At 62.6% G+C, this 20804-nt stretch carries 19 protein-coding genes; 11 read left to right on the forward strand and 8 right to left on the reverse strand.

Translation table 11 applies throughout. From position 1 onward, the window contains the following. A partial coding sequence (locus J4F42_10635; GenBank protein MCE2485957.1) for a dihydroxy-acid dehydratase occupies positions 1-143 on the forward strand: 143 nt, incomplete at its 5' end. 40 nt (positions 144-183) lie between these two features. On the opposite strand, the gene J4F42_10640 is transcribed toward J4F42_10635, so the two are convergent. The 5 genes from J4F42_10640 to J4F42_10660 form a co-directional block, all read right to left on the reverse strand. Next, entirely contained in the window at positions 184-1188 is a 1005-nt protein-coding gene (locus J4F42_10640) for an LLM class flavin-dependent oxidoreductase (GenBank protein ID MCE2485958.1), read from the reverse strand. Between the two features lie 61 nt (positions 1189-1249). Further along, on the reverse strand, positions 1250-2959 hold the full coding sequence (locus J4F42_10645; GenBank protein MCE2485959.1) for an amidohydrolase family protein: 1710 nt from the start codon (positions 2957-2959) through the stop codon (positions 1250-1252). Between the two features lie 75 nt (positions 2960-3034). Beyond that, the gene (locus tag J4F42_10650) at positions 3035-5443 is read right to left on the reverse strand and encodes a CoA transferase (GenBank protein MCE2485960.1); all 2409 of its coding nucleotides are present in this window, start codon (positions 5441-5443) and stop codon (positions 3035-3037) included. 21 nt (positions 5444-5464) lie between these two features. Continuing rightward, the gene (locus tag J4F42_10655; protein MCE2485961.1) at positions 5465-5746 is read right to left on the reverse strand and encodes a DUF433 domain-containing protein; all 282 of its coding nucleotides are present in this window, start codon (positions 5744-5746) and stop codon (positions 5465-5467) included. An 81-nt stretch (positions 5747-5827) separates the two neighbouring features. Beyond that, on the reverse strand, positions 5828-6703 hold the full coding sequence (locus tag J4F42_10660; GenBank protein ID MCE2485962.1) for a TIGR03620 family F420-dependent LLM class oxidoreductase: 876 nt from the start codon (positions 6701-6703) through the stop codon (positions 5828-5830). Positions 6704-6847: 144 nt separating this feature from the next. Here J4F42_10660 and J4F42_10665 point away from each other — a divergent pair, with 144 nt between their 5' ends. Beyond that, positions 6848-7756 carry a TauD/TfdA family dioxygenase gene (locus J4F42_10665; protein MCE2485963.1) on the forward strand — a complete coding sequence of 303 codons (909 nt, stop codon included), beginning with the start codon at positions 6848-6850 and terminating at the stop codon, positions 7754-7756. A 284-nt stretch (positions 7757-8040) separates the two neighbouring features. Here the strand turns inward: J4F42_10665 and J4F42_10670 are convergent, their stop codons facing one another. From J4F42_10670 to J4F42_10680, 3 genes are read right to left on the reverse strand one after another with little or no spacing between them, the layout of a single operon-like run. Continuing rightward, on the reverse strand, positions 8041-9708 hold the full coding sequence (locus J4F42_10670) for a DUF262 domain-containing protein (GenBank protein ID MCE2485964.1): 1668 nt from the start codon (positions 9706-9708) through the stop codon (positions 8041-8043). A 21-nt stretch (positions 9709-9729) separates the two neighbouring features. Further along, a complete protein-coding gene (locus J4F42_10675) occupies positions 9730-10674 on the reverse strand; it encodes a hypothetical protein (GenBank protein ID MCE2485965.1) in 945 nt (314 codons plus the stop codon). Between the two features lie 5 nt (positions 10675-10679). After that, positions 10680-11909: a DUF3696 domain-containing protein gene (locus J4F42_10680; GenBank protein MCE2485966.1), complete on the reverse strand. Its 1230-nt coding sequence runs from the start codon at positions 11907-11909 to the stop codon at positions 10680-10682. A 325-nt stretch (positions 11910-12234) separates the two neighbouring features. Here J4F42_10680 and J4F42_10685 point away from each other — a divergent pair, with 325 nt between their 5' ends. The 9 genes from J4F42_10685 (at position 12235) to J4F42_10725 (ending at position 20789) form a co-directional block, all read left to right on the forward strand. Next, on the forward strand, positions 12235-12624 hold the full coding sequence (locus J4F42_10685; GenBank protein MCE2485967.1) for a carboxymuconolactone decarboxylase family protein: 390 nt from the start codon (positions 12235-12237) through the stop codon (positions 12622-12624). 28 nt (positions 12625-12652) lie between these two features. Then, positions 12653-13171 carry a VOC family protein gene (locus tag J4F42_10690; protein ID MCE2485968.1) on the forward strand — a complete coding sequence of 173 codons (519 nt, stop codon included), beginning with the start codon at positions 12653-12655 and terminating at the stop codon, positions 13169-13171. 34 nt (positions 13172-13205) lie between these two features. Beyond that, entirely contained in the window at positions 13206-14393 is a 1188-nt protein-coding gene (locus tag J4F42_10695; protein MCE2485969.1) for an acyl-CoA dehydrogenase family protein, read from the forward strand. Positions 14394-14428: 35 nt separating this feature from the next. After that, complete coding sequence (locus tag J4F42_10700) at positions 14429-15565, forward strand: amidohydrolase (GenBank protein ID MCE2485970.1); 1137 nt, start codon at positions 14429-14431, stop codon at positions 15563-15565. A 49-nt stretch (positions 15566-15614) separates the two neighbouring features. After that, positions 15615-16010, forward strand: coding sequence for a (2Fe-2S) ferredoxin domain-containing protein (locus tag J4F42_10705; GenBank protein MCE2485971.1), 396 nt, complete (start codon positions 15615-15617; stop codon positions 16008-16010). 68 nt (positions 16011-16078) lie between these two features. Then, entirely contained in the window at positions 16079-17197 is a 1119-nt protein-coding gene (locus tag J4F42_10710) for an amidohydrolase (protein ID MCE2485972.1), read from the forward strand. Positions 17198-17270: 73 nt separating this feature from the next. Beyond that, positions 17271-18065, forward strand: coding sequence for an SDR family oxidoreductase (locus J4F42_10715; GenBank protein MCE2485973.1), 795 nt, complete (start codon positions 17271-17273; stop codon positions 18063-18065). A 77-nt stretch (positions 18066-18142) separates the two neighbouring features. After that, on the forward strand, positions 18143-19066 hold the full coding sequence (locus tag J4F42_10720) for a nuclear transport factor 2 family protein (protein MCE2485974.1): 924 nt from the start codon (positions 18143-18145) through the stop codon (positions 19064-19066). Then, on the forward strand, positions 19050-20789 hold the full coding sequence (locus J4F42_10725; GenBank protein MCE2485975.1) for a hydantoinase B/oxoprolinase family protein: 1740 nt from the start codon (positions 19050-19052) through the stop codon (positions 20787-20789). Before J4F42_10720 ends, J4F42_10725 begins: the two co-directional genes overlap by 17 nt. Positions 20790-20804 lie beyond the last annotated feature (15 nt).

Raw genomic sequence — 20804 nt, forward strand, 5'->3', positions numbered from 1 at the left:
TTGACGTTGCCGTCAGTGACGAGGAGATGGCACGCCGTCAGGCACAGTGGACCATGCCGCCGTACAAGGCGACGCGCGGGACGCTGTACAAGTATATCAAGAGCGTGAAGAACGCCTCCGAGGGCTGTGTGACGGACGAATAAATCCTTCGCGCCTCTGCGGCCGGCCAGGCGTTTCAATTCATTATGAGTCATCGCGCAGCGCCGGCAGCACCCGCTCGCCTAATAAGCGCAGACCCTCTGCGGTGCTCAGGCCGTGGGGCGTGCCGAACTCGACCCGCTGCGCTCCCGCCTCGAACACGGCCGCAGCCTGGTCCGCCACCTGCTCGGGTGTTCCGGCGAACGCCACCCGTCGTAGTAAGTCATCGGAGATATAGCTGCCGGCCCGTTCGAAATCGTAGGCATCGCTGGCCGTTCTGATGCGGGCCAGCAGCTCCGGCTCGATAGCCAGGCTGCGATCCAGCTCGGCGATAACCGGCAGATACAGCGCGGCCTCTCGGCGCGCCAGATCACGGGCCGCTTTGCCGTCCGCGTCCACCACCGTCACCGCTCCGACTACGAGGCCGATGGCGTCCGTGCTCCGTTGGCTGTGAGTCGCACTGCTCTTCAGGACGCTCCGCATCTGAGACACCGCAGCCGGATTGGCCGTTCCGCCGAGTTTGACCTCGCTGATGTGTTTGGCGCAGGCCGCCAGGGTTTGCACTCCCCATGTCCCCAACAAAAAGGGCACATCGGGCCGGGCGATTTTCCACCGCAGGGCCTCGCCGCCGGCCAGGGAAAACACCTGTCCGACATAGGGTTCGGACGATTGGCTGAGCAGGTGGCGAATGCAGCCGAAGGCTTCCCGCAGGGCGGTCACCGGCCGCTGGGCGTGTACGCCGACAAAGTCCAGCCAGGCTCCCCGCGCCAAGCCCAGGTAGGCGCGGCCGTGTGAGGCCTCGTCGAGCAGGGCGATGTTGCCGGCAATGTTGATGGGGTGGCAGGTGAACGGGTTGACCGCCGCAGGGCCGATGCGGACACGGGTGGTGTGGCGGGCGATTTCCAGCAGGGGCAGCCAGGCGGGCTGATACAGCATGTCGTTGTACACGCTCACCCCGCCGAAGCCGAAGTCTTCAACGGCTTTGGCCAGAGACCCGTAGGCGGCAAGAGGCTTGTCGGTCTGGAAGGCGATGCTGACGGAGCGCTGCATGGCACGTGATCGGACGCTCTACGGACGGACGGGCAGGGACGCCCGCCCGTCATGGCTGAACTCAGCGCCGGCCGGCCGGGCCGCGCAGCAGCTGGCCGGGCAGGGCGCCGGTGTGCTCGCCGTCGCGCAGCACCACCTGACCGTTGACGATGCTGGCCAGAAAACCGTCGGCTTTCTGCTTCAGGCGGCGTGCCCCGGCCGGCAGATCGTGGGTGACCTGGGGGAGTCGGGGGCTGACCGTCGCAGGATCAAAAATCACCACATCGGCCTGCCAGCCCTCTCGCAGCAGACCGCGTCCGGTCAGACCCCACTGCGAGGCCGGCACAAAGCTCAGCTGGTGCACAGCCTCTTCCAGGCTCAGCGCCTGTCTGTCGCGGACCCAGTGGCTCAGCACATGGGTCTGGAGCGAGGAGTCCATGATCTGCGACACGTGCGCCCCGGAGTCCGAGAAGGTGACGACCGAGCGGGGATGGCGCATCATCTCCAGCACGTGGTCCTGGTTGTGGTTGACCAGCGGCTGTAAGAAAAAGCGTTGCAGGTGTGTCTCCAGGGCCAGATCGAGAAAGGTCTCAAGCGGATCCTGGCCGCGTTCGTCGGCAATCTCGGCCACCGAGCGGTAGGGCGGGGTTGCCGCGTCCATGACAAACAGCCACTTGAAATTCGCCGCCCGGGCTTCGGCTCCGATGCCCGTATTGCTCCGCCGCGGTGCCTGACGCACGGCGGCGACCAGTCGGCCGCGCAGCTCCGGGTCGCGCAGTCCGGCTTCCTGCTCGGCCAGCGGCAGTTTGCGAAAATCGGACCACACCGGCAGCTTGTCAAACGGCGTGGTCGTCTCAAACGACAGGATCACGTTCAGCGGACGGCTGTGGACCTGGATGAACATCCGCCCGCCGGCCGCCGCCGTGTCATCGGCCAGCTGAAAGAAGGGCTGCCACATATTGGGCGCCTGACGGCTGCTGAACATGCCGAAGGTAACCGGCACGCCGGTATCGACGGCCAGGGCCTTGAGCCGTCCCATGTACTCGTCAACCCGGTCGGGATCGAACCGGGCGTCCTCATTGGCGATCTCGAACACCCCGGCGTTCTGCTCGCCCAGCACGCCGACCAGTTGACGCACCTCGTCCCAGCTGGCCAGGCGGCTGGCGACCGGCTGGTTGTCCGGCGTCTGATGATTCTTGGTCCGTGAGGTTGTAAAGCCGATCGCCCCGGCCTGAATGGCGCTGCGCACCTCGTGCTTCATGGCCGCCAGGTCGTCCGGGCTGGATTCCTGACTGAAGGCGCGCTCGCCCATGACGTGGGTACGCAGGGCCGAGTGGCCGATATAGGCCGCGTAGTTGATGCCCTTGGGCAGACGCTCGACCGCGTCGAGGTATTCCGGGAAGCTCGTCCAGCTCCAGCGGATGCCGGCTTCCATGGCCTGGGGGGCGATGTCCTCGGCCCGCTCCAGGTTGCGCATGACCAGCAGTTTGTCCTTTTCCGCGCACGGGGCGAGCGAGAAGCCACAGTTGCCCATGACTACGCTGGTGATGCCGTGCCAGCACGAACAGGTGCCGAGCGGGTCCCAGAAGACCTGGGCGTCCATATGGGTGTGGCCATCGACAAAGCCGGGACTGACCACATGGCCCTCGGCGTCGATGACCTGTGTCGCGCCGTCACGAATACGGCCGATAGCCGCAATTTTTCCCTGGGCGATGGCCACATCGGCACGAAACCGGGGCAGGCCCGAGCCGTCAATAAGCGTTCCGTTGCGAATCAGCAGGTCGTAGTGCATCCGTCCCTCCTTAGTGCGTGCGGCTGAATCCTACCACCTCAGCGGTCGAAGTTCGAGGCCAAACTCAGAACGAACTCAGCTCAGAACACGGTCTTCCCTGAGCTGCGCAATCTCCCCGTCTGGGTAGCCGAGGATGTCGCGCATGACCGCATCGGTGTGCTGTCCGAGCACCGGCGCGGGAGCCTGCACCCCGTTTGGCGCGTTGCTGAGCAGCCAGGGAATGCCGGTGTGGGTCTGGCGGCCGACCTCGGGATGCGGCAGTCGGACAAAAAATCCGCGTTCGGTGAGATGGGGGTCTCGGTCGAGGTCGTGGCTGTTCATTGACGGAAAGGCCGCCACTCCGGCCGCCTGTAGGCGCTCGGTGATGTCCCACTTGTCGCGCCGCGAGGTCCAGGCCGTCAGTCGCTCTTCGAGTTCGTCTTCGTGCGCCTTGCGGTCGGCCGCAGTCAGAAAACGCGCGTCGCGCAGGAGTTCTGGCCGGTCCATAGCCCGACACAGCGCCTGCCACTCCTGGTCGGTCCCGCAGGCAATGGTCACCCATTCGTCCTCGCCGGCACACCGAAAGCAGTTATGGGGCGCAAGCCACGGGTCACGGTTGCCCTGCCGGGCGGGCTGTTGGCCGTTCATGGCGTAGGCCATCCAGCCCTCGGGCAGCAGGGCGGCCACCGCCTCCCACAGCGAGACGTCGATGTACTGGCCGCCGCCGGTTCGCTGGCGGGCGACCAGGGCGGCACAGATGGCGACCGCAGCGTTGATGCCGGCGTTGGGGTCGCCGTATGAGAGGCCGACTTCGGCGGGTGGGCCGTCCGGATAGCCGGTCAGGGAAGACAGGCCGGTCAGCGGGGCGATGGCCGGGCCGTAGGCCATGTAGTTTTTCTGCGGGCCGGTATGACCGTAGCCGGAGATGGAGGCGACGATGAGGTCGGGTTTGAGCCGTTTGAGATCGTCGTAGCCAAAGCCCAGGCTGTCCATCACCCCGGTAGCGAAGTTATCGACCACCACGTCGCTGCGTTGAATCAGCTCGCGGGCAATGCGCCGACCTTCGGGCGTGGTGAAGTTCAGCCGCAGGCTTTTCTTGGCCTGGGCCCACTGGTTGAAGACGGCGCTGGTGTTGGCGCTGGGTTTGATGCCCCTGGGGCTGGCCGGCAGACGCCGGGTCAGGTCGAGCCGCGCCCGGGACTCGATCTTGATGACCTCAGCTCCCAGATGAGCCAGATGGGCGGTGCAGAAGGGGCCGGCCCACACCCAGCTGAAGTCGGCCACCCGCACGCCGGCCAGGGGAAGAGCCGGGGGAAGAGCCGGGGGAGTCGAGGTTTGGACTGGCTGGGCGGGTGCGGTGGTCTGGAGTTGCTCGGCGTTCTGCTCGCCCAGCAGCGGGGCCGGACGACGGATCTTCCACCACGGCCGGCCGAGTTGGTAGGGCGGACCCAGGTGGGTCAGCCGGCCCGCCTTGGGGTGGGATACCTCAACAAAGAAATTGCGGGCTCTGAGCTGCTCCTGCTCGGCCAGCTGGGCCATATCGAACACCGGCGCAAAGCAGATGCGCTTGTCCTGTCCGGCCCGGAACAGGTCGGCTACCTTCCAGTTCCGAAACCAGGCGTTCAGATGCTGGTGGAGCGCTTTTTTGTTCCTGGCCCGTCTGGCCGCGTTGCGGAACAGGTCTTGGCGACTCCAGTCCGGGTTGCCCATCAGCTCTTGCAGCCGCTGCCACTGGTCTTCTTCGGCCACAGCCAGAAAAATGAGACCGTCTTTGCAGGCGAAGATTTTCCACGGGTCTTGCAGGCGTCGGCCCAGGCGCGAGGTGTGCCAGCCCAGATAGGTGTAGAAGACAAAGTTGTGCTCCAGAAACGACGCCACATAGGACTGGACAGACAGGTCGATGTGTTCGCCCCGGCCGGTTTGCAGGGCGCGAAAGTAGGTGGCCAGGCAGGCGGTGGCGGCCGCCAGCCCGCCCTGAAAATCGGCCTGCTGACCGGCGGCTCTGAGCGGCGGCAGGTCGGGTCGGTCGGAACCGCCCGGGCTGAGCCAGGCCCAGCCGCCGCCGTGGGCGACGGTGAGTTCGTAGGCCGTGTAATCCTTGTACGGTCCGGTCAGGCCAAACGGCGTGACCGCACACATGACGAGACGCGGGTTAATGGCCTGGAACGCCCGGTAGTCAAGGCCCAGCGCCTCGGCCTGGGCGGCCGGGTAATTATGCACCAGCAGGTCGGCCCAGCCGACCAGTTCGGACAGGCGGTGACGATCTTGGGTTGAGCGCAGGTCGAGCGTCTGGCCGCGCTTATTGGTATTCAGAGCCAGAAACAGGCCGCTCTTTTCCGGGTCCGTAATGTCGTCCGGAAACGGACCGTGGCGACGCGCCCGGTCCCCGTCCGGCTCTTCGATTTTCACCACATCGGCGCCCAGGTCGGCCATCAGCTTGGTCGCGTAGGCGGCCGAGACCATGTGGCCGAGTTCCAGGACTCTGACCCCCTCAAGGCCCTGCATGGCATTCCCTCCTGTCGTCCATCAGGCAGATTCTAAGTGGGGAAGGGTCTTAATGAATTGGTCCGTCACCAAGCGGACCGCCTCCATTATTGCGGCTCGGGAGACACGACCGCGATACCCTTTGACGATCTCATCTATGTGTTCTCCAGCTGCCAGCCGTTCAAGCGTGCCGGTGATCTCAATGCGTGTGTATTTGAAAGTGGGACGGCCTTCACATACCCCTCCCGCCCGTACGACAAAGTCCCCGAGCGGGTGATAGTGGTAGGGTTCTCCAGCAACTATCTCGGTCAAGAAATCTGACATGAGAGGGACTCCTCACTCGGCCGTTTACCCTCGGTACCGGGCGAGCGCTGTGCCCGCCCGGTGGTGTCATGCCGACCTGGTCTAGCGCGGGGCAAAGGCCTCAACGACGCGTGGGTCGGGCAGGGCTTCGTCATCGGCCCGAATCGGCAGCAGGCAGACGTGCGTCGCTCCCGCGCCTAGATGGGCATCGATGCGGTCCTGAATCTTCTCCTCGCTTCCCCAAGCCACAATGGCATCGACCAGCTCGTCGCTGCAGCCGTTCTCAAAGGCTTCGTCCGGCCAGCCCAGATTCTTCAGATTCCGGGTGTAGTTGGGCAACCGGGGGACATAGGTCTTCATGTACTGACGCGCGGCGGTGCGGGCCTTGGTCGCGTCGCTCTCCAGAATGACGGCCTGGGCGGCGCAGATCCACGCCTCAGGACCGATCTGAGCCCGGACCTTGGCCGTATGCTCGGGCGGCACAAAATACGTATGCGTGCCCTGGGCCTGTTCGGCCGACAGAGCCAGCATCTTGGGGTGCAGGGCGGCGATCAGGATCGGGGCCGGCTCGGCCGGCTTGGGAGCCTGATAAAAGACATCCTTGAGCTTGGGCAGGTAGTCCTTCATGTAGCTGTACGGCTTGTCATAGCTGTGGCCGCGCAGGTTGGAGACGAGCGGCTTATGGCTGACGCCGATGCCCAGCACGAAGCGGCCGCCCGACAGCTCGGCGACCGTATTGGTGGCCGTAGCCATGGTATAGGCGTCCCGCGCCCAGATGTTGGCAATGCCGGTGGCCAGGTTGAGCGTGTCTGTGTTGTTCAGCAGATAGGCCGCGTGGGCAAACGGCTCGCGGCCGACCGCCTCGGGAATCCACAGTGTCTTGTAGCCCGCTTTTTCGACCGACTGGGCAAAGGCTGCGCTGTCCGGCGCGCTCATGCTGTCCAGAAAAAACCAAATCCCGACTTTTCCGATATCCATATGACCTCCTGTGCGATCTTTTGGCGCTAGATCATACCGTTTCAGACCGCGTGGGGCTATGCCTGGTAAGCGTGTTCGTTGACTCCGTGCCGGGAAAACCGTAGGTTTCGGTCATTCTGAGCGGACTGAGCAGGGGAGGTCGGCATGGCTGTGACGTTTCATAAACTCCACCCCCATTTTGTCGCCGAGGCGGGTCCGATTGATCTACGCCGGGTACACGACCCGGAGACCCTGGCCGCGATTCGGACCGGCATGGACGACTACGCGCTGCTGGTGTTCCGTGACCAGCGCTTCAGCGACGAGGAGCACCTGGACTTTGCCCGGCGTCTGGATGGCGAGCTGCACACCAAAACCGGCATCAGCGCCCTCAAAAAGAGCCGCTTGGGCAACGAGGCTCTGGCCGATGTCTCAAACCTGACCGACCGCGGGCAGCTCCAGCCGGCCGACGACCGGCGGCGCATGTACGGACTGGGCAACCGGCTGTGGCACACCGACGCCTCGTTTCAGGACCCGCCCGGACGCTACTCGATGCTGTTTGCCCGGGTCATCCCGCCGGTCGGTGCGGACACCGAGTACGCCGATATGCGGGCCGCCTACGACGCCTTGTCGCCGGAGCTGAAGACCCGGCTGGAGGGGCTGCGGGTGCACCACTCGATTGCCCACTCGCGTGAAATCCTGGGCTTTGCCTTCTCACAAAAAGAGCAAGAGATTCTGAAGGGGGCGGTTCATCCTCTGATTCGGAGCCTGCCGCGCTCGGGCCGCAAGTCGCTCTACATTGCCGCCCACGCCTCACGGATCATCGACTGGCCGCTGCCCGAAGGCCGGCTGCTGCTGCTCGAACTGATTGAGCACGCCACCCGCCCGGAGTTTGTCTACCGGCATCAGTGGAAGGTCGGTGATCTGGTGATCTACGACAACCGGGCGACCATGCACCGCGCCCGGCCCTTTGAGGATACGAAATACCCGCGTGAATTGCGGCGGGTGACGACGCTGGATATTCAGGACAAGGCCGCTGCCGAGGCCGCCGGCGAGAAGGTCAGGGTGGCCCGGTAGCCTAAACCGGCCATGACGCGCAGCATCAGGTCTGTCGATACGTCCTTGGTGTTGCGGTTGAGCATCGCCGTTACACGCGACAATCGGAAGAGGGGCGCATATAGCATTGCCGGTTGTCACGCGGTGGGCACTGCGCCTCCCCACCTTGAGATCTCGACGGAAAGGGGCCACTAGCGAAAAATCGACCGGAGTATTTCGCCAAAGAGGTGTCAACGATGGGTAGGATGGTCGGCTTTTCCCTCTTATCCATCCCGTAGGGCGCTGCCGAACGACACCTCATTAGCCTATTCCTCGTCTGACGTTTCACTGTCAGCTACGCTAGCCGCAGTCATCGCTGTTGGCAGGTGTACGGACCGCTCTCGCATGAATTTCCGTTCATCCTCTATCAGGAACTTCTGCCGTTCTTGGATCAGACTAACTCGGTCATTACTCTGTAACTGGTGGATCGAGCTCATCGGGAAGCCATGTGTCGGTAGCAATTTTATTAAGTGGTCGTCTCCCAAGTCAGCCAAGCGTGTGAATGATTGGCCGACTTGGTCTTCGTCTATGAACATGCGATTCGCGGGACTGCTGAAAAGGTCCGTCATTGCCCCTAGGCTCGATGTCACATAGCCTACTGCCCTGGTTCCACGAGCAGAAAGCAGATAACCAGGATCGAGGTGTTCCTCATCGTTGCAAAGTGAGAGGGGGCGAAGAGACGTAAGGTAGAGGAGAAAGGCGCGAACGCGAGCGCTTCGGCTATCGAAGCGCTCGGGAAACGCCTGGGCTCGTGCGTCCAGATCAACGACACTGACCCCGGTCTTCCTACCTTCAGCAAGGTCTCGGATTTCACTCAGCGCACGAGTGGCTTGCGTAGTGTTCACTCCGCCAAACCAGCCGGTAAAAGAGGTCACCCAGAACCAGCGCTTTAGCAATGCGACTACATTGGCGTCTGGTTGTGGGCACAGTCGAAAAAACTCGCCAAGCATCACAAGTTGGAGCCCATAGGGCAGCAACCGGTCAGAGGTAACTCCCAGATCTTTGAGAAAATCGAGCGCCCTTGTGATTCCCTTCTTTGCCTCTTCGAAGGCTGCTGGAAGCTTATCTCTGACCTCCGTCTTGACCACAAGATTCGCCCACTCCTTGGCGTAGATATCAAGGCCGAGAGCAGCAAGTATTGCCCTAAGAAGGAAGACGCGGTCGAGATTTCCGAACCCTTTTCCCTCAAGCTCTTCCTGAAACTGGTCCAAATTGTCGGCAAGATGGAACTGTCCTTCCTGATAAGTCAACGCAGAGACCATCTGGTCGGCGGTCATCTTGCGTCCAGTACGATTGAGTCGGGCGAAGACTGCTATGGCACTGTCGATGTCTGCCTCACGGATACGAACGAGGGGAATCTGATAGTTTCGGAATGCGTTCGCCAGACGGTCGGCTTGGTCGAGCCAGCGTTTGGCCATATTCTCGTCATCAACTTTCGAGCTGATGTTGTGGCACGCGGCAAAGAATCCGGCTGTGTTAAGCAGGCTCCTTACGGGGAAGTGGTGCGGCTTCACTCCACCCGTAGGCTCCCGGAGAAAGTCTCCGTTGTCGAGGTCACAGTACACGCACCATTCCACGTCGTGTATGATGGACTTCTCCCCGTCGGGTAACTGAAGCGTGCCGACAAGAGTCGATACCCGTTGTTGGCCGTCAAGTAGATATCCAACCACACCACCCGGCTCCCGACTAACCGCGACGGGACCGACGTATTCGGTGGTCTCGACAGGTTGCTCTGTCTCCCAGACGAGGATGGATCCAATCGGAAAACCGCGTAGTACGCTGTCGAGCAGAGCGTGCAGGTCTGCCTGTTTCCAGACGAAGGGGCGTTGAAACCTTGGAACGCGGATTTTCCCGGCCATAATGCGTTCGACAAGGTGGCCCAGAAAAATAACCTCGGGGGAGACTATGGTGCGAGAGGGCTGACCGTCGGACATGTTTCTATACTTCCTTCCGAATTATCTCGATGCCGCGCTCAAGGTCACCTTGTCCACGGTCGAGCAGTTCGTTCTTAGCTTGCCCCTCCCAGAGGGTCCAGCATTTGTAGACATTCTTCCCGAATCCTTTGGAGAGGCCCTCTCGGTCGGCCGGCGACAGGCCAGCAAACAGTTCCTGCTCAGGCGGACAGGATTTTTCGACCAGCCATCCTTCATATCGAAGAAATTCTTTTGATCGTCGGTGAGGCTGTCCCAGGCTTCAACCAATTGAGCGTGGTCTGCTCCTACGTCTTTTCTCTGACTAAGAAGGATTCGGGGGAGGTAATTCTCGGCTTCTCGTTTGGCGAGGACCCAGCATGGAACACTCCACTTCTCGCATTCGGTACGTAGTGCCCGAGCCGTATGGCTTTCCGTATCCTCCGGACCCTTCCGGTCGCTATCGACAATAACGACCAATCGCGGTCGATAGGGCTTTCCCAGCATCAGGCGCTCAACATGTTCCAGCATTTTTCCCTTGCCGCCCCGGCTGTCAAATCGGATCGGCTCTCCTGGCTGACGCCAAAGCTTATGAAGAGATTTATCAAGCTCCATCACGACGCGTTTTACGAAAGCGCCATCGCTGCCCCGCTCCTCCACTAAAATCTGGAGGGGTTCGTCAGCAAGGCGGAAAGCATTCTCGGGGCTGAGTTCATCCGTTCCATTTGGATGCGCTGTCACTCGCACGCGTCTTCCGTGTGGAGCGGAGGTCCACGCATCGCGCTGAATCGACCTGACGAACATCTCGTGTACCCAATCACCTTGAGATCCACGGTCACGAATCCAAGACGTGGTTTCAATTATGTCGGGATTTGGCAGACTGGTCGTGTCCCACACGTGCCAGCCATCCTCGATCCTGTAGATAATGCGATCCAACTGCTGATGAGCGTCCGGGTTGTTCGCTGCACTGGGGTCAATCTCGATGCGCACCAAGCTCATTCCTTCGGCCGGCTGGCACGGCGGATAGCAAGAATCTCGTCATAGTCTTCGATGAAGACGCCTTCTGGCCAGCTATCCATCTCGCCGTTCTCGTTGATTTTGATTTTCCGCAGAATAGAGCCGTGTCCTGGTTCCGTGTCAATCCAGTAAATCAACACGTTCTCGGCCGGCAGTCGTCCTTCCGCGATCCAGCGTCTTGTGCGAAGCAGCATCATTTCCGAGTGAGTCTCGATAACCATGGGCCGCATGGGGCTAAGGTTCTCGAGCAAGAGTTGTGCGACATCCGCGTGAGCCGCTGGATGGAGCTCGGCTTCGGGGTGTTCGATGACATCGATACCCTGGCCTGCCTTGCGAGCCGTGAGTGCCATGACCACAACCGGGAGAACATGCGAAAGCCCTCGGCCGGATTGCAAGAGGCGTACATCGGTGGAGCGGGCAGGCGCTGGGACTACGAGTTCAGAGTAACTGCCCTGTGCTACCACATCGAGACTCACACCGAAGGTGATGCGATACCACTCGCGAACCGATTCTCTCAACTCGTCGTCCGCCGCTAGAGCTAAGGGCGTATTCTGCCCGTTTGGCCCAAGCTCTGTAGGCGAATGTTCTATCGGAGTGAAGGGCGATGGAATGAGGCGACGTGGGCACTGCAAATGGCGAACGCCTGAAGCCCAAGCCTTGAGGCCTTTGGCTGACGCACCAACCCAATCTGCAAGATTGTTCGGCTGCTCGGGGATCAGTCCTCGCCAACCGATCTGTCGCGATTCCTGCGCTCTTCCCGAGACACAGACATTGTAGAGGGCTCCTCTATCGAACCCTTGCCTTTCCACTGCGACCTTCTGGCCGTCACTGATAAGGCTCCACTTTGAAATCTGACGCTCGGACGGATGAGACGGTGCTACAACGTTCGTAACGGTGGCCGAAAGCGACAATTCAGTGCCGTTATCCGCTAAGGTTGCGGACAAGTATAGCCGACCGTGAACGGTACGCCCGGTCACCAAATCCTCGAAGGTCTCCCCATGTTGGATTCCTCCAGACTTCAACGGAAACGGCTCCAACGTGTCATTCTCTGAAGGAGCCACGCCGCCCGCAAATAGCTGGATCGCCTTGGCTAGTGCTGTCTTACCCGCGTTATTCGCGCCCACGAGAATGGTCAAAGGGGCGAGTTCCAGCTCGGTCAGTTCAGCATAGCCTTTGTATCGTTCGAGACTGAGCTTGCGGAGTTTCATTGTTGATCACCTGACAGTCTACCTAAGTGAGTGCTCTATAGAATGTCAAGCCGCTTGAGCATAGAGGATGAACGCTGTTATGCACGACCGGGAGGTGCGGGCGAGTTTTGCGACTTGCTGATGGGTGAGTCTGCCTTTCTGTACGGCCTCAATGATGGTGTCATTCAAGTCGCTCCGAAGCTGGCTTTCAGCTCCATCGGCGGGACTGAGCCCCAACTGTCAAGCTCTCATCCGTCACCTCACTGTTCCATCATCACATCCCGACTGGCGAATCCCTTGGCCATGGCAGCCCAAGATGCTATGGCCAGAGAAAAAGGAGGACGGCATGAGCGAATCTGGCAACGCAGCACAAAGAGCGGCAACAAGTTCCTACGCCGAGGCCGACCCGAAACTGTACGCCTTTCTGGACTGGATGGAGCAACAAGACCCCGACTACTCGAAAGCCTTCAGAGCCTATGGCGAGAAGGGCACCGGGGAGGGGCAGGCCCTGGCCGTCAAGTATCGGGAGATGGTCATGAGCGCCGTCCTGGTCTTCTCGGGCCGACGGGAAGGCGCGGTGGCCCACCTCAAACGGGCAATCGAGCACGGGGCGACCAAGCGCGAACTGTTCGAGGCCGGCCAGTCCGCAGCCATCCCCGGCGGCGGCATCACCCTGGGCCTGTGGATGCAGATCCTGGCTCAGCTGGATAGTGAGGGAGCGTTCAAAAACGGCTGATGCCCGACCAGCAAAGGAGGGAGGGTGTATGACACACCAAGCGACCGCGTCGTCCAAGCCGATTCACCCCCAGACCCAGATCGGTCATATCCATCTGACGGTGACCGACCTGGAGCGCTCACTCGCCTTTTACCGTGATCTGTTGGGCTTTGAGGTGACCATGCGCTACGGGGACTCGGCCGTGTTTCTATCCGCCGGCGGCTACCACCACCACCTGGCGCTCAACACCTGGGCCGGACCGGAGGCGAGTCCGCCCCCGCCCGGCCATACCGGGCTGTATCACTTCGCCATTCTCTACCCCAACCGGCAGGAGCTGGCCCGCACGGTCCGGGCCTTGCGTCAGGCCGACTACCCGCTGCAGAGCACCTCCGACCACGGCGTGTCCGAGTCCATCTATCTGGCCGACCCGGATGGCAACGGGGTCGAGCTGTCGGTCGACCGGCCGCCCGACAGCTGGCCCCGTGACGCCCAGGGCAATCTTCAGGCCAGCCGCGGCAGCCTGGACCTGGACGAGCTGTTGGCCGAGTTGGCGGACAGTCAGGACTGAGCGCACCCGGCAGCAGACAAGAAAGGGCACAGGCATGGATTTCAGTTTTAGCCCACAGGAAGAGGTCTTTCGTCGGGAGTTTCGGAGCTGGCTTGAGGCCAACATCCCGCGTGACTGGCGCGACGACGGCGAGTTGCACGACCCGGATTCCAAGGAGGAGTTTGAACGCCGCCGGGCCTGGCACCGCAAGCTGTACGACGGGGGCTGGATGTGTATTCACTGGCCCGAGGAATACGGCGGACGCGGGGCCAGTCTGATCGAGCAGGTCATTTACCACGAAGAGCTTGATCGGGCCAAAGCGCCGCCCACGGTCAATTTTCAGGGTATCGCCCGGGTCGGACCGACGCTGATGCAGTGGGGCACGCCCGAGCAGAAGCAGCGTTTCATTCCCAAGATTCCGCCGGCCGAGGAAATCTGGTGCCAGGGCTTGTCGGAGCCCAACCACGGCTCTGATCTGGCGGCGGTCGAGACCCGGGCGATTGACCAGGGCGACCACTTCCTGGTCAACGGCGCCAAGGTCTGGACCTCGAACGCCCACCACGCCGACTACACCACGCTGCTGTGCCGGACCGATCCCGACGTGCCCAAGCATAAGGGCCTCAGCTATCTGCTGGTCGATATGAAAAGCCCGGGCATCACAGTCCGCCCGCTGGTCCAGATCACCGGCGAGCACGGCTTCAACCAGGTGTTTTTCGAGGATGTCCAGGTGCCCATGGCCAACCTGGTCGGTGAGAAAAACCGGGGCTGGATGGTGGCCATCACCAACATGATGTTCGAGCGCACCATTCATGGCGGGCGGACCGACATGATGGTCGAGGTCGAGCAGCTCATCAGCCTGGCCAAACAGGTCGAACGCCACGGCCGACCGGCCTGGCAGGACAGCTATGTGCGCCAACGGATCGCCGGTTTTGCCTGCGAGGCCTCGGCGCTGAAGTACACTAGCTTCCGCCAGCTGACCCGCCAGTTGCAGGGCCAGCCGCCCGGACCCGAGGGGTCGATGATGAAGCTCGGCACCAGCACCCTGAACCACCGCATGCAGGAGTTTGCCATGGAGCTGCTGGGACCCTACAGCCAGTTTGAATACCAGGCCGACCAGGCCATTGACCGCGGCAAATGGTCACACCGCATGCTGGCTGCGCGGCGCAGCACGATTGCGGCCGGCACCAACGAGATTCAGCACAACATCATTGGCGAGCGGGTGCTCGGCCTGCCCAAGGGCTGAGGGCGCACGGCTTCACGCATAAGGAGGGATGAGCGATGGCAGCCGGAAAAGTGATTGACGCCGACGGACATATCCTCGAACCGCCCGACCTGTGGCAGCGCTACCTGGAGGGCAAGTATAAAGACCGGGCTATCCGCATGGAAAAAGACCGCGACGGCGTCGAGTACTTCGTGATCGACGGCCGTCCCTCGGCCAACCTGCGCGGCGTCGGACCGGCGGTGGGGGGAATCGGTCAGCCCTACCAGGAGATCGCCACCTCGGGCAGCTTCAGCTACTTCGACGGTCCCAGGGGCGCCTATGAGCCGACCGCCCGCCTCAGCTACATGGATGAGGAAGGCGTGGATGCGGCCGCCATCTTTCCCTCGCTGGGCCTGACCTGGGAGGTCGAGGTGAAAGAAGCCGCCCTGGCCGCCGCCTATGCCCGGGCCTATAACAACTGGGTGATTGATTTCTGTAGCGCCGACCCGCGGCGCTTGATCCCGGTCGCCCATATCTCGCTGCTCGACATTGACGAGGGGGTCAAGGAAGTCCGGCGGGTGGCCAAGCTGGGCGTCAGGGGGGCGTTTATGCGCGCGGCTCCGCCCAGCCAGATTCCGTACTGGGATCGCGCCTACGACCCGTTCTGGGCCGCCCTGCAAGAGGCCGACATGCCGATCGGCTTCCACGTCTCTTTGAACGAATACTTCCTCGGCCACCAGTGGAAGATGAACGAGTCGGTCACCGCAGTGTCGAGTCCGCTCCACGGCTACCGTTTCAGCGTGGTCATGTTTGACGTGCAGGCGGCCTTTGCCGCCCTGTGTCAGGGGGCGGTGTTTGACCGCTTTCCACGCCTCAAGGTGCTGCTGCTCGAAACCGGCGGCGGCTGGATCGCCCACTTTCTGGAGCGCCTCGACGCCAAACACAAGCTGCTGAGCTGGAAGACCGGCCTCAAGGAGTATCCGAGCGAGTACTTTCGGCGCCAGTGTTGGATCTCTTTCGATCCCGACGAAACGACGATCCCCGACGTGGTCAAGCACTGCGGGGCCGATAAGTTCATCTGGGCCTCGGACTTCCCCCACTTTGACGCCAGCCCGGCTGCGGTCGAAGAGACCAAACAGGCGGTCTCCAGCCTGTCGGACGAGGACCAACGGCTGATCCTGGGCGAGAATGTAGCCAGAATCTACAATCTGTGACCTATAATCTGTAATCTCTAATCTGTGAGGGGCGGCAGGGACTCCAGACATGAACACCGACACCGCGTCTGATCGTATCGACTTCTACCTGTGCACCCATCTGCACTGTAGCCACAACCGCGTCCGGCTGAAGCTTCGCCCCGCCGACCGGACGGCCCACGAGCTGAACGGCCCGGCCCTGGCCCGAGCCTTGCGCCAGCTGGTTGGAGAGAAGGGGCTGGGCGATCAGGTTCGGGTACGGGAGACCTCGTGCATGCGGGGTTGCCTGGTCGGACCCCGGCTCAACGTGGTCGGCGGGGCCGGGTTTCGGGAGGCGGTACGCTATCTGCACCTGCCGGCCGCCAAGCGCCACCTGAAGTGCGCGGCCTGGCAAACCGCAGGCAGCCTGGAAGAGGTGCTGGAGCGCCACCTCGAGGACAGGCGGCTGCTGCGCCTCATTACCTAGAGACGGTGGTGACAAGCCCCCCTGAAAACGCGTATGAATGACACACTACCCAAAACGGAGGAACGACGATGCGCGATGGATTCAAAATTGTCGATACCGATTCGCATATGATGGAACCGACGTGGCTGTGGGACCGGCATATGGAGGACGCCTACAAATCACAGGGGCCCCGGATGGGCGAGGCGCCGGGATCGGGCCGCCGGGCCTTTCTGGTTGAGGGCGAGTCCTTCACCCGCGAGAAGGGCAAGTATCCGATGGCGGCCAAGGCATTTCTCAAAGCTGCGACCAAGGCCATGGACCGCTTTGATAAAGCCCGGCAGACCGAGTTCAGTCCCCAGAGCCGGCTCGACGATATGGACGAACACGGGGTTGACGTGCAGATTCTGTACCCGACCTATACCGGCCAGATGCTGGGCCGCGAGTTCCGCGATACCAAGCTCCTGGCCGCCTGTGTGCGCGCCTACAACAACTGGGCGACCGACTATACCTCGCTGGCGCCGGAGCGTCTGCGCTGGGCTGCGGCTCTGCCCATGCAAGATGTCGGGGAGGCGATCACAGAGGCCCACCGGGCCGCCGAAGCCGGCTGTGTCAGCTACTACATGCGGCCCAATCCGGTCCGAGGCCGGACCCTGTGGCACGAAGACTACCATCCGCTGTGGGCCGAGATCGAGAAGATCGGCAAACCCATCTCGACCCACGATTCGGCCTCGGCCTCGGTCCCGTCGTTCGGCGACCGGATGGACACCCATACCAGCGGCCATATTCTGTCACACCCGTTTGAGGCCATGGCGGCCATGGCCGGGCTGATCTGGTTCGGCATCTTTGAGAAGTTCCCGAATCTGAAAGTGATCCATGTCGAGGGAGACGGCGGCTGGACCCCGTACTGGCTCCAGCGCATGGAGCAGCACTGGAGCTTCAGCGGCAACGCCGAGCACGAGTACCTGACCCGCCGGCCGACCGACTACTTCAAGACCAACGTGTGCGTGGCCTTCCGGGGCGACGAACCGACCATGAAGGCTGCGGTCGAACTGGTCGGCGACGACAACTTCACCTGGGACTCCGACTACCCGCACCCCGACGGCACCTATCCGTGGGGTGTCCAAGCCATGCTTGAGCAGCCGATTCCCGAGGTGTCCAAGCGCAAGCTGTTGTGGGACAACGCGGCGCGTATCTTCAATCTGGACTGAGCCGACCGCCGACGCGGTCTCAACCCACTCAGGCGCCGCCCGGCGCCTGATTTCTTTTTGACAGGAGAGCAACATGAATTTTGACGCAAAGGTCGGTCTGGTCACCGGCGCCGCCTCAGGCATTGGTCGTGCTACTGCGCTGGGCTTTGCCCAGCGCGGGGGAACGGTCGTGGTGGCCGATATCAACCCGGAGGGAGCCGAACAGGTTGCGGCTGAAATCGGCGCCAGCGGTGGCAAGGCGCTGGCGCTGGTTGCCGACGTGACCACACAGGCCGATATCGACGCCATGATCTCCCGCACCGTCGGTGAGTTTGGCCGCCTCGATTTTTTGCATAACAACGCCTTTGGCATGCCGGGTGACGACCGCTTTGCGGCCCGGACCGGCGAGCTTGACGATCAGGTCTGGGATAAGACCCTGGAGCTGGGCCTGACCGCCGTCTTTCAGGCCATGAAGCGCGCCATTCCCGAGATGCGCAAAAACGGCGGCGGCGCGATTGTCAACACCGCCTCGATCTCGGGCCTGTACGCCGACTACGGCATTGCCGCCTATAATGCGGCCAAGGCCGGGGTCATCAACCTGACCCGGGTGGTGGCCGTTGAGTATGCCCGCAACGGGATTCGGGCCAACTGTGTGTGTCCGGGCGCGATCAACACGCCGCTGATCGCGCCGGCTCTGGAGATCGCCGGCTTTCAGGACAAGTTCGACGCCGCGATTCCGATCGGCCGGCTGGGCGAGCCCGAAGAAATCGCCAACGTGGTGCTCTTCCTGGCCTCGGATCTGGCCTCGTTTGTGACCGGTTCGGCCTTTGTCGCCGACGGCGGACAGACCGCCAAAACCGGCAGTCCGTCGTTCCTGGCCGAGGGCTAGACGCGGCTGTGTCAAGCATTGCACTCGCGTCTCAGTCGGACTATGCTCGGCTCGAATGACGCCACAAGGAGGGAGCTATGGCAGACCTGGAAACCCAGATGCAAGAGGTGATTGACCGCGAGGCGATCCGTAACCTGCCGCTGCAGTACTGTCACTGCGTGTGGCAAAAGGACCTGGACGGCTACGCCAATCTGTTCACCGAGGACGGTTCGTTCACGATTGACAACCCCGACCTGCCGGGCGCCCAGGGCCGGGACAATCTGCGCAAAATGATTGCCAGCGGCCTGGACGACATCCAGCCCCGGCCGTTCATTCATAACCACGTGATTGAGCTGACCGGCCCGGACAGCGCCACCGGCACCTGCTACGTCGAGGTCCACATGCTGCGCGAGGGCAAGAAGTGGGAGATGCGGGGCTGGTATAACGACGAGTACGCCAAGGTCGGCGGCGAGTGGAAATTCAAGTCGCGGTCCCGAGAACGAGGGCTAAGAGGGGAGCCGAGTATGGCAAACTCCAGTCTGGAACCCCAGCTGCAAGAGGTGCTGGATCGTGAAGCGATCCGCACCCTGCCGCAGCGCTACTGCCACTGTGTGTGGCAAAAAGATCTCGACGGCTACGCCGCGCTGTTTACCGAAGACGGAACCTTCGGCACCGACGATCCCAGCCTGCCCAGGGGCCAGGGCCGCCAGCAGCTGCGCAGTCTGATCGAGGGGGCGCTCAACGACCTGGGCCCCCGGCCGTTCATTCACAACCACGTGATCGAGCTGACCGGTCCCGACTCGGCCACCGGCACCTGCTACGTCGAGGTCCACCTGCTGAAGGAGGGCAAGAAGTGGGAGATGCGGGGCTGGTATAACGACGAGTACGCCAAGGTCGGCGGCGAGTGGAAATTCAAGTCGCTTTGGCCCCGAGAACGAGGGCTGAGCCGCGTCCTCTGTCAACCACAAGAAGATCGCAGGCGTCACGCGCAGCCAGGGAGGCACCATGGCCCGACCGTTTGATCCCATCCTCGTCGAAGTCATCCGCAACCAGATCGCGGCAATCACCGAGGAGATGACCCTGACCGTGTACCGGACCGGGCGTTCCGGCATGTGCAAGGTCGGTGATTTCGCTACCGCGGTGTGCGACCGCCACGGCCGGGTCGTGGGTGAGGGCGGCTCGCCGTACCAGATGTGTGTCTTCATCGACACCATGGACAATGTGCTGGCCAAGCACGGCGACGATCTCAAACCCGGCGATATCATCATTGCCAACGACCCCTACTGTGGCATTTCCCACATGCCCGATATCACCCTGATTGCGCCGGCCTTCTGGCAGGGTGAGCTGGCCGGCTTCCTGATCTCCTACTCGCACCACACCGATGTGGGCGGCCGCTTTGCCGGCGGCATCTCCAGCCTGTGCCAGTCGAGCTTTGAGGAGGGCGTGCGGATTCCGATGCTCAAGCTGTACGACGCCGGCCAGCGCAACGATGTTCTGCTGGATCTGATCGTGGCCAATGTGCGCACGCCCGAGGAGTGGGTTGGCGACGTTGACGCCAAGGTGGCCAGCTGCTGGAAGGGCCAGGAGCAGCTGACCAAACTGATCGACAAGTACGGCTTCGAGCAGCTGAACGCCACCTGTGACCACCTGGTCGAGTATGCCGAGCAGACCACCCGCCAGGCCATCAGCCAGATCCCGTCGGGCGAGTACCGGGAAGAGATGCTGTTTGTTGACGAGAACGAGGTCACCGGCGGGCCGGTTCCGCTCGACGTCATCGTCCGCATCGAGGGCGACCGGGCCACGCTCGATCTGTCGTCCAGCCCACCCCAGGTCAACGCCTCGATCAACGCCCCGCTGGTATCGACCAAGGCCGTCACCCGGGCGCCCTTCAAGTCGCTGCTGCCGACCGATGTGATTGTCAACCACGGCTTTGCCCGGCCGATTGATATCATTGTGCCCGAGGGGACGCTGCTCAACCCGCGCTATCCGGCGGCGGTCGGTGGCCGGGCCTCGCTGATGATGTCGCTCAGCAACATGGTCTACCGGGCGATTGCCAAGGCGCTGCCCGGTCGGCTCGGCGGGGTCGGCGAGGGCGCCGACATGCTCCATTTCAACGCCCACAGCAACGGCAAGTACCAGTCCTTCATGGACGTATTTTTCGGTGGCTGGGGCGGCCGTCCGCAGGCCGACGGGGTGGACGGTGCCTCACCGCTGGTGATGGGCGGCGGCTATGGCTCGATGCCGGCCGAGCTGCTCGAACGGGAGTATCCGGTCACGATCGAGGGCTTTGGTTTTGTGCCCGATACCGAGGGGGCGGGCCGCCACCGCGGCTCGGTGTCGGTCTACCGCGAGTGGCGTTTCCGCAAGCCGGCCGAGGTCTTGCTGCGGACCGTCGGCCTGCGCGGTTCGGAGGGCCTCGACGGCGGCGGACAGGGCGGCGACGCGGTCAACATCCACACCTCGGACGGCCAGCAGACCGTGCTGACCCCCCAGGCCCACGTCCACCTCCAGGTCCAGCCCGGCGACCGGGTCTACCACAAGGTCCACGGTTCGGGCGGCTATGGCGATCCCTTTGAGCGTGACGTGGAGGCGGTCAGGCTCGACGTGCTTGAGGGCAAGGTCTCGGTCGAGCGCGCCCGCACGGTGTACGGGGTGGTGATCGACCCCGACAGCCTGAGCGTCGATGAGGCAGGCACGCTGGAGCTGCGGGGCGGTAGACAGCGTCTGGCGGCGGTGGCGGATTAGGGCGGGAGACACGCG

This window comes from Desulfurellaceae bacterium (assembly GCA_021296095.1).
GTDB lineage: Bacteria > Desulfobacterota > Binatia > Bin18 > Bin18 > JAAXHF01.

Excerpts from the sequence above, each read along its gene's own strand:
- J4F42_10640 (MCE2485958.1), bottom strand. The coding sequence starts at position 1,188 with ATGCAGCGCTCCGTCAGCATCGCCTTCCAGACCGACAAGCCTCTTGCC.
- J4F42_10645 (MCE2485959.1), bottom strand. The coding sequence starts at position 2,959 with ATGCACTACGACCTGCTGATTCGCAACGGAACGCTTATTGACGGCTCG.
- J4F42_10650 (MCE2485960.1), bottom strand. The coding sequence starts at position 5,443 with ATGCAGGGCCTTGAGGGGGTCAGAGTCCTGGAACTCGGCCACATGGTC.
- J4F42_10655 (MCE2485961.1), bottom strand. The coding sequence starts at position 5,746 with ATGTCAGATTTCTTGACCGAGATAGTTGCTGGAGAACCCTACCACTAT.
- J4F42_10660 (MCE2485962.1), bottom strand. The coding sequence starts at position 6,703 with ATGGATATCGGAAAAGTCGGGATTTGGTTTTTTCTGGACAGCATGAGC.
- J4F42_10665 (MCE2485963.1), top strand. The coding sequence starts at position 6,848 with ATGGCTGTGACGTTTCATAAACTCCACCCCCATTTTGTCGCCGAGGCG.
- J4F42_10670 (MCE2485964.1), bottom strand. The coding sequence starts at position 9,708 with ATGTCCGACGGTCAGCCCTCTCGCACCATAGTCTCCCCCGAGGTTATT.
- J4F42_10680 (MCE2485966.1), bottom strand. The coding sequence starts at position 11,909 with ATGAAACTCCGCAAGCTCAGTCTCGAACGATACAAAGGCTATGCTGAA.
- J4F42_10685 (MCE2485967.1), top strand. The coding sequence starts at position 12,235 with ATGAGCGAATCTGGCAACGCAGCACAAAGAGCGGCAACAAGTTCCTAC.
- J4F42_10690 (MCE2485968.1), top strand. The coding sequence starts at position 12,653 with ATGACACACCAAGCGACCGCGTCGTCCAAGCCGATTCACCCCCAGACC.
- J4F42_10695 (MCE2485969.1), top strand. The coding sequence starts at position 13,206 with ATGGATTTCAGTTTTAGCCCACAGGAAGAGGTCTTTCGTCGGGAGTTT.
- J4F42_10700 (MCE2485970.1), top strand. The coding sequence starts at position 14,429 with ATGGCAGCCGGAAAAGTGATTGACGCCGACGGACATATCCTCGAACCG.
- J4F42_10705 (MCE2485971.1), top strand. The coding sequence starts at position 15,615 with ATGAACACCGACACCGCGTCTGATCGTATCGACTTCTACCTGTGCACC.
- J4F42_10710 (MCE2485972.1), top strand. The coding sequence starts at position 16,079 with ATGCGCGATGGATTCAAAATTGTCGATACCGATTCGCATATGATGGAA.
- J4F42_10715 (MCE2485973.1), top strand. The coding sequence starts at position 17,271 with ATGAATTTTGACGCAAAGGTCGGTCTGGTCACCGGCGCCGCCTCAGGC.
- J4F42_10720 (MCE2485974.1), top strand. The coding sequence starts at position 18,143 with ATGGCAGACCTGGAAACCCAGATGCAAGAGGTGATTGACCGCGAGGCG.
- J4F42_10725 (MCE2485975.1), top strand. The coding sequence starts at position 19,050 with ATGGCCCGACCGTTTGATCCCATCCTCGTCGAAGTCATCCGCAACCAG.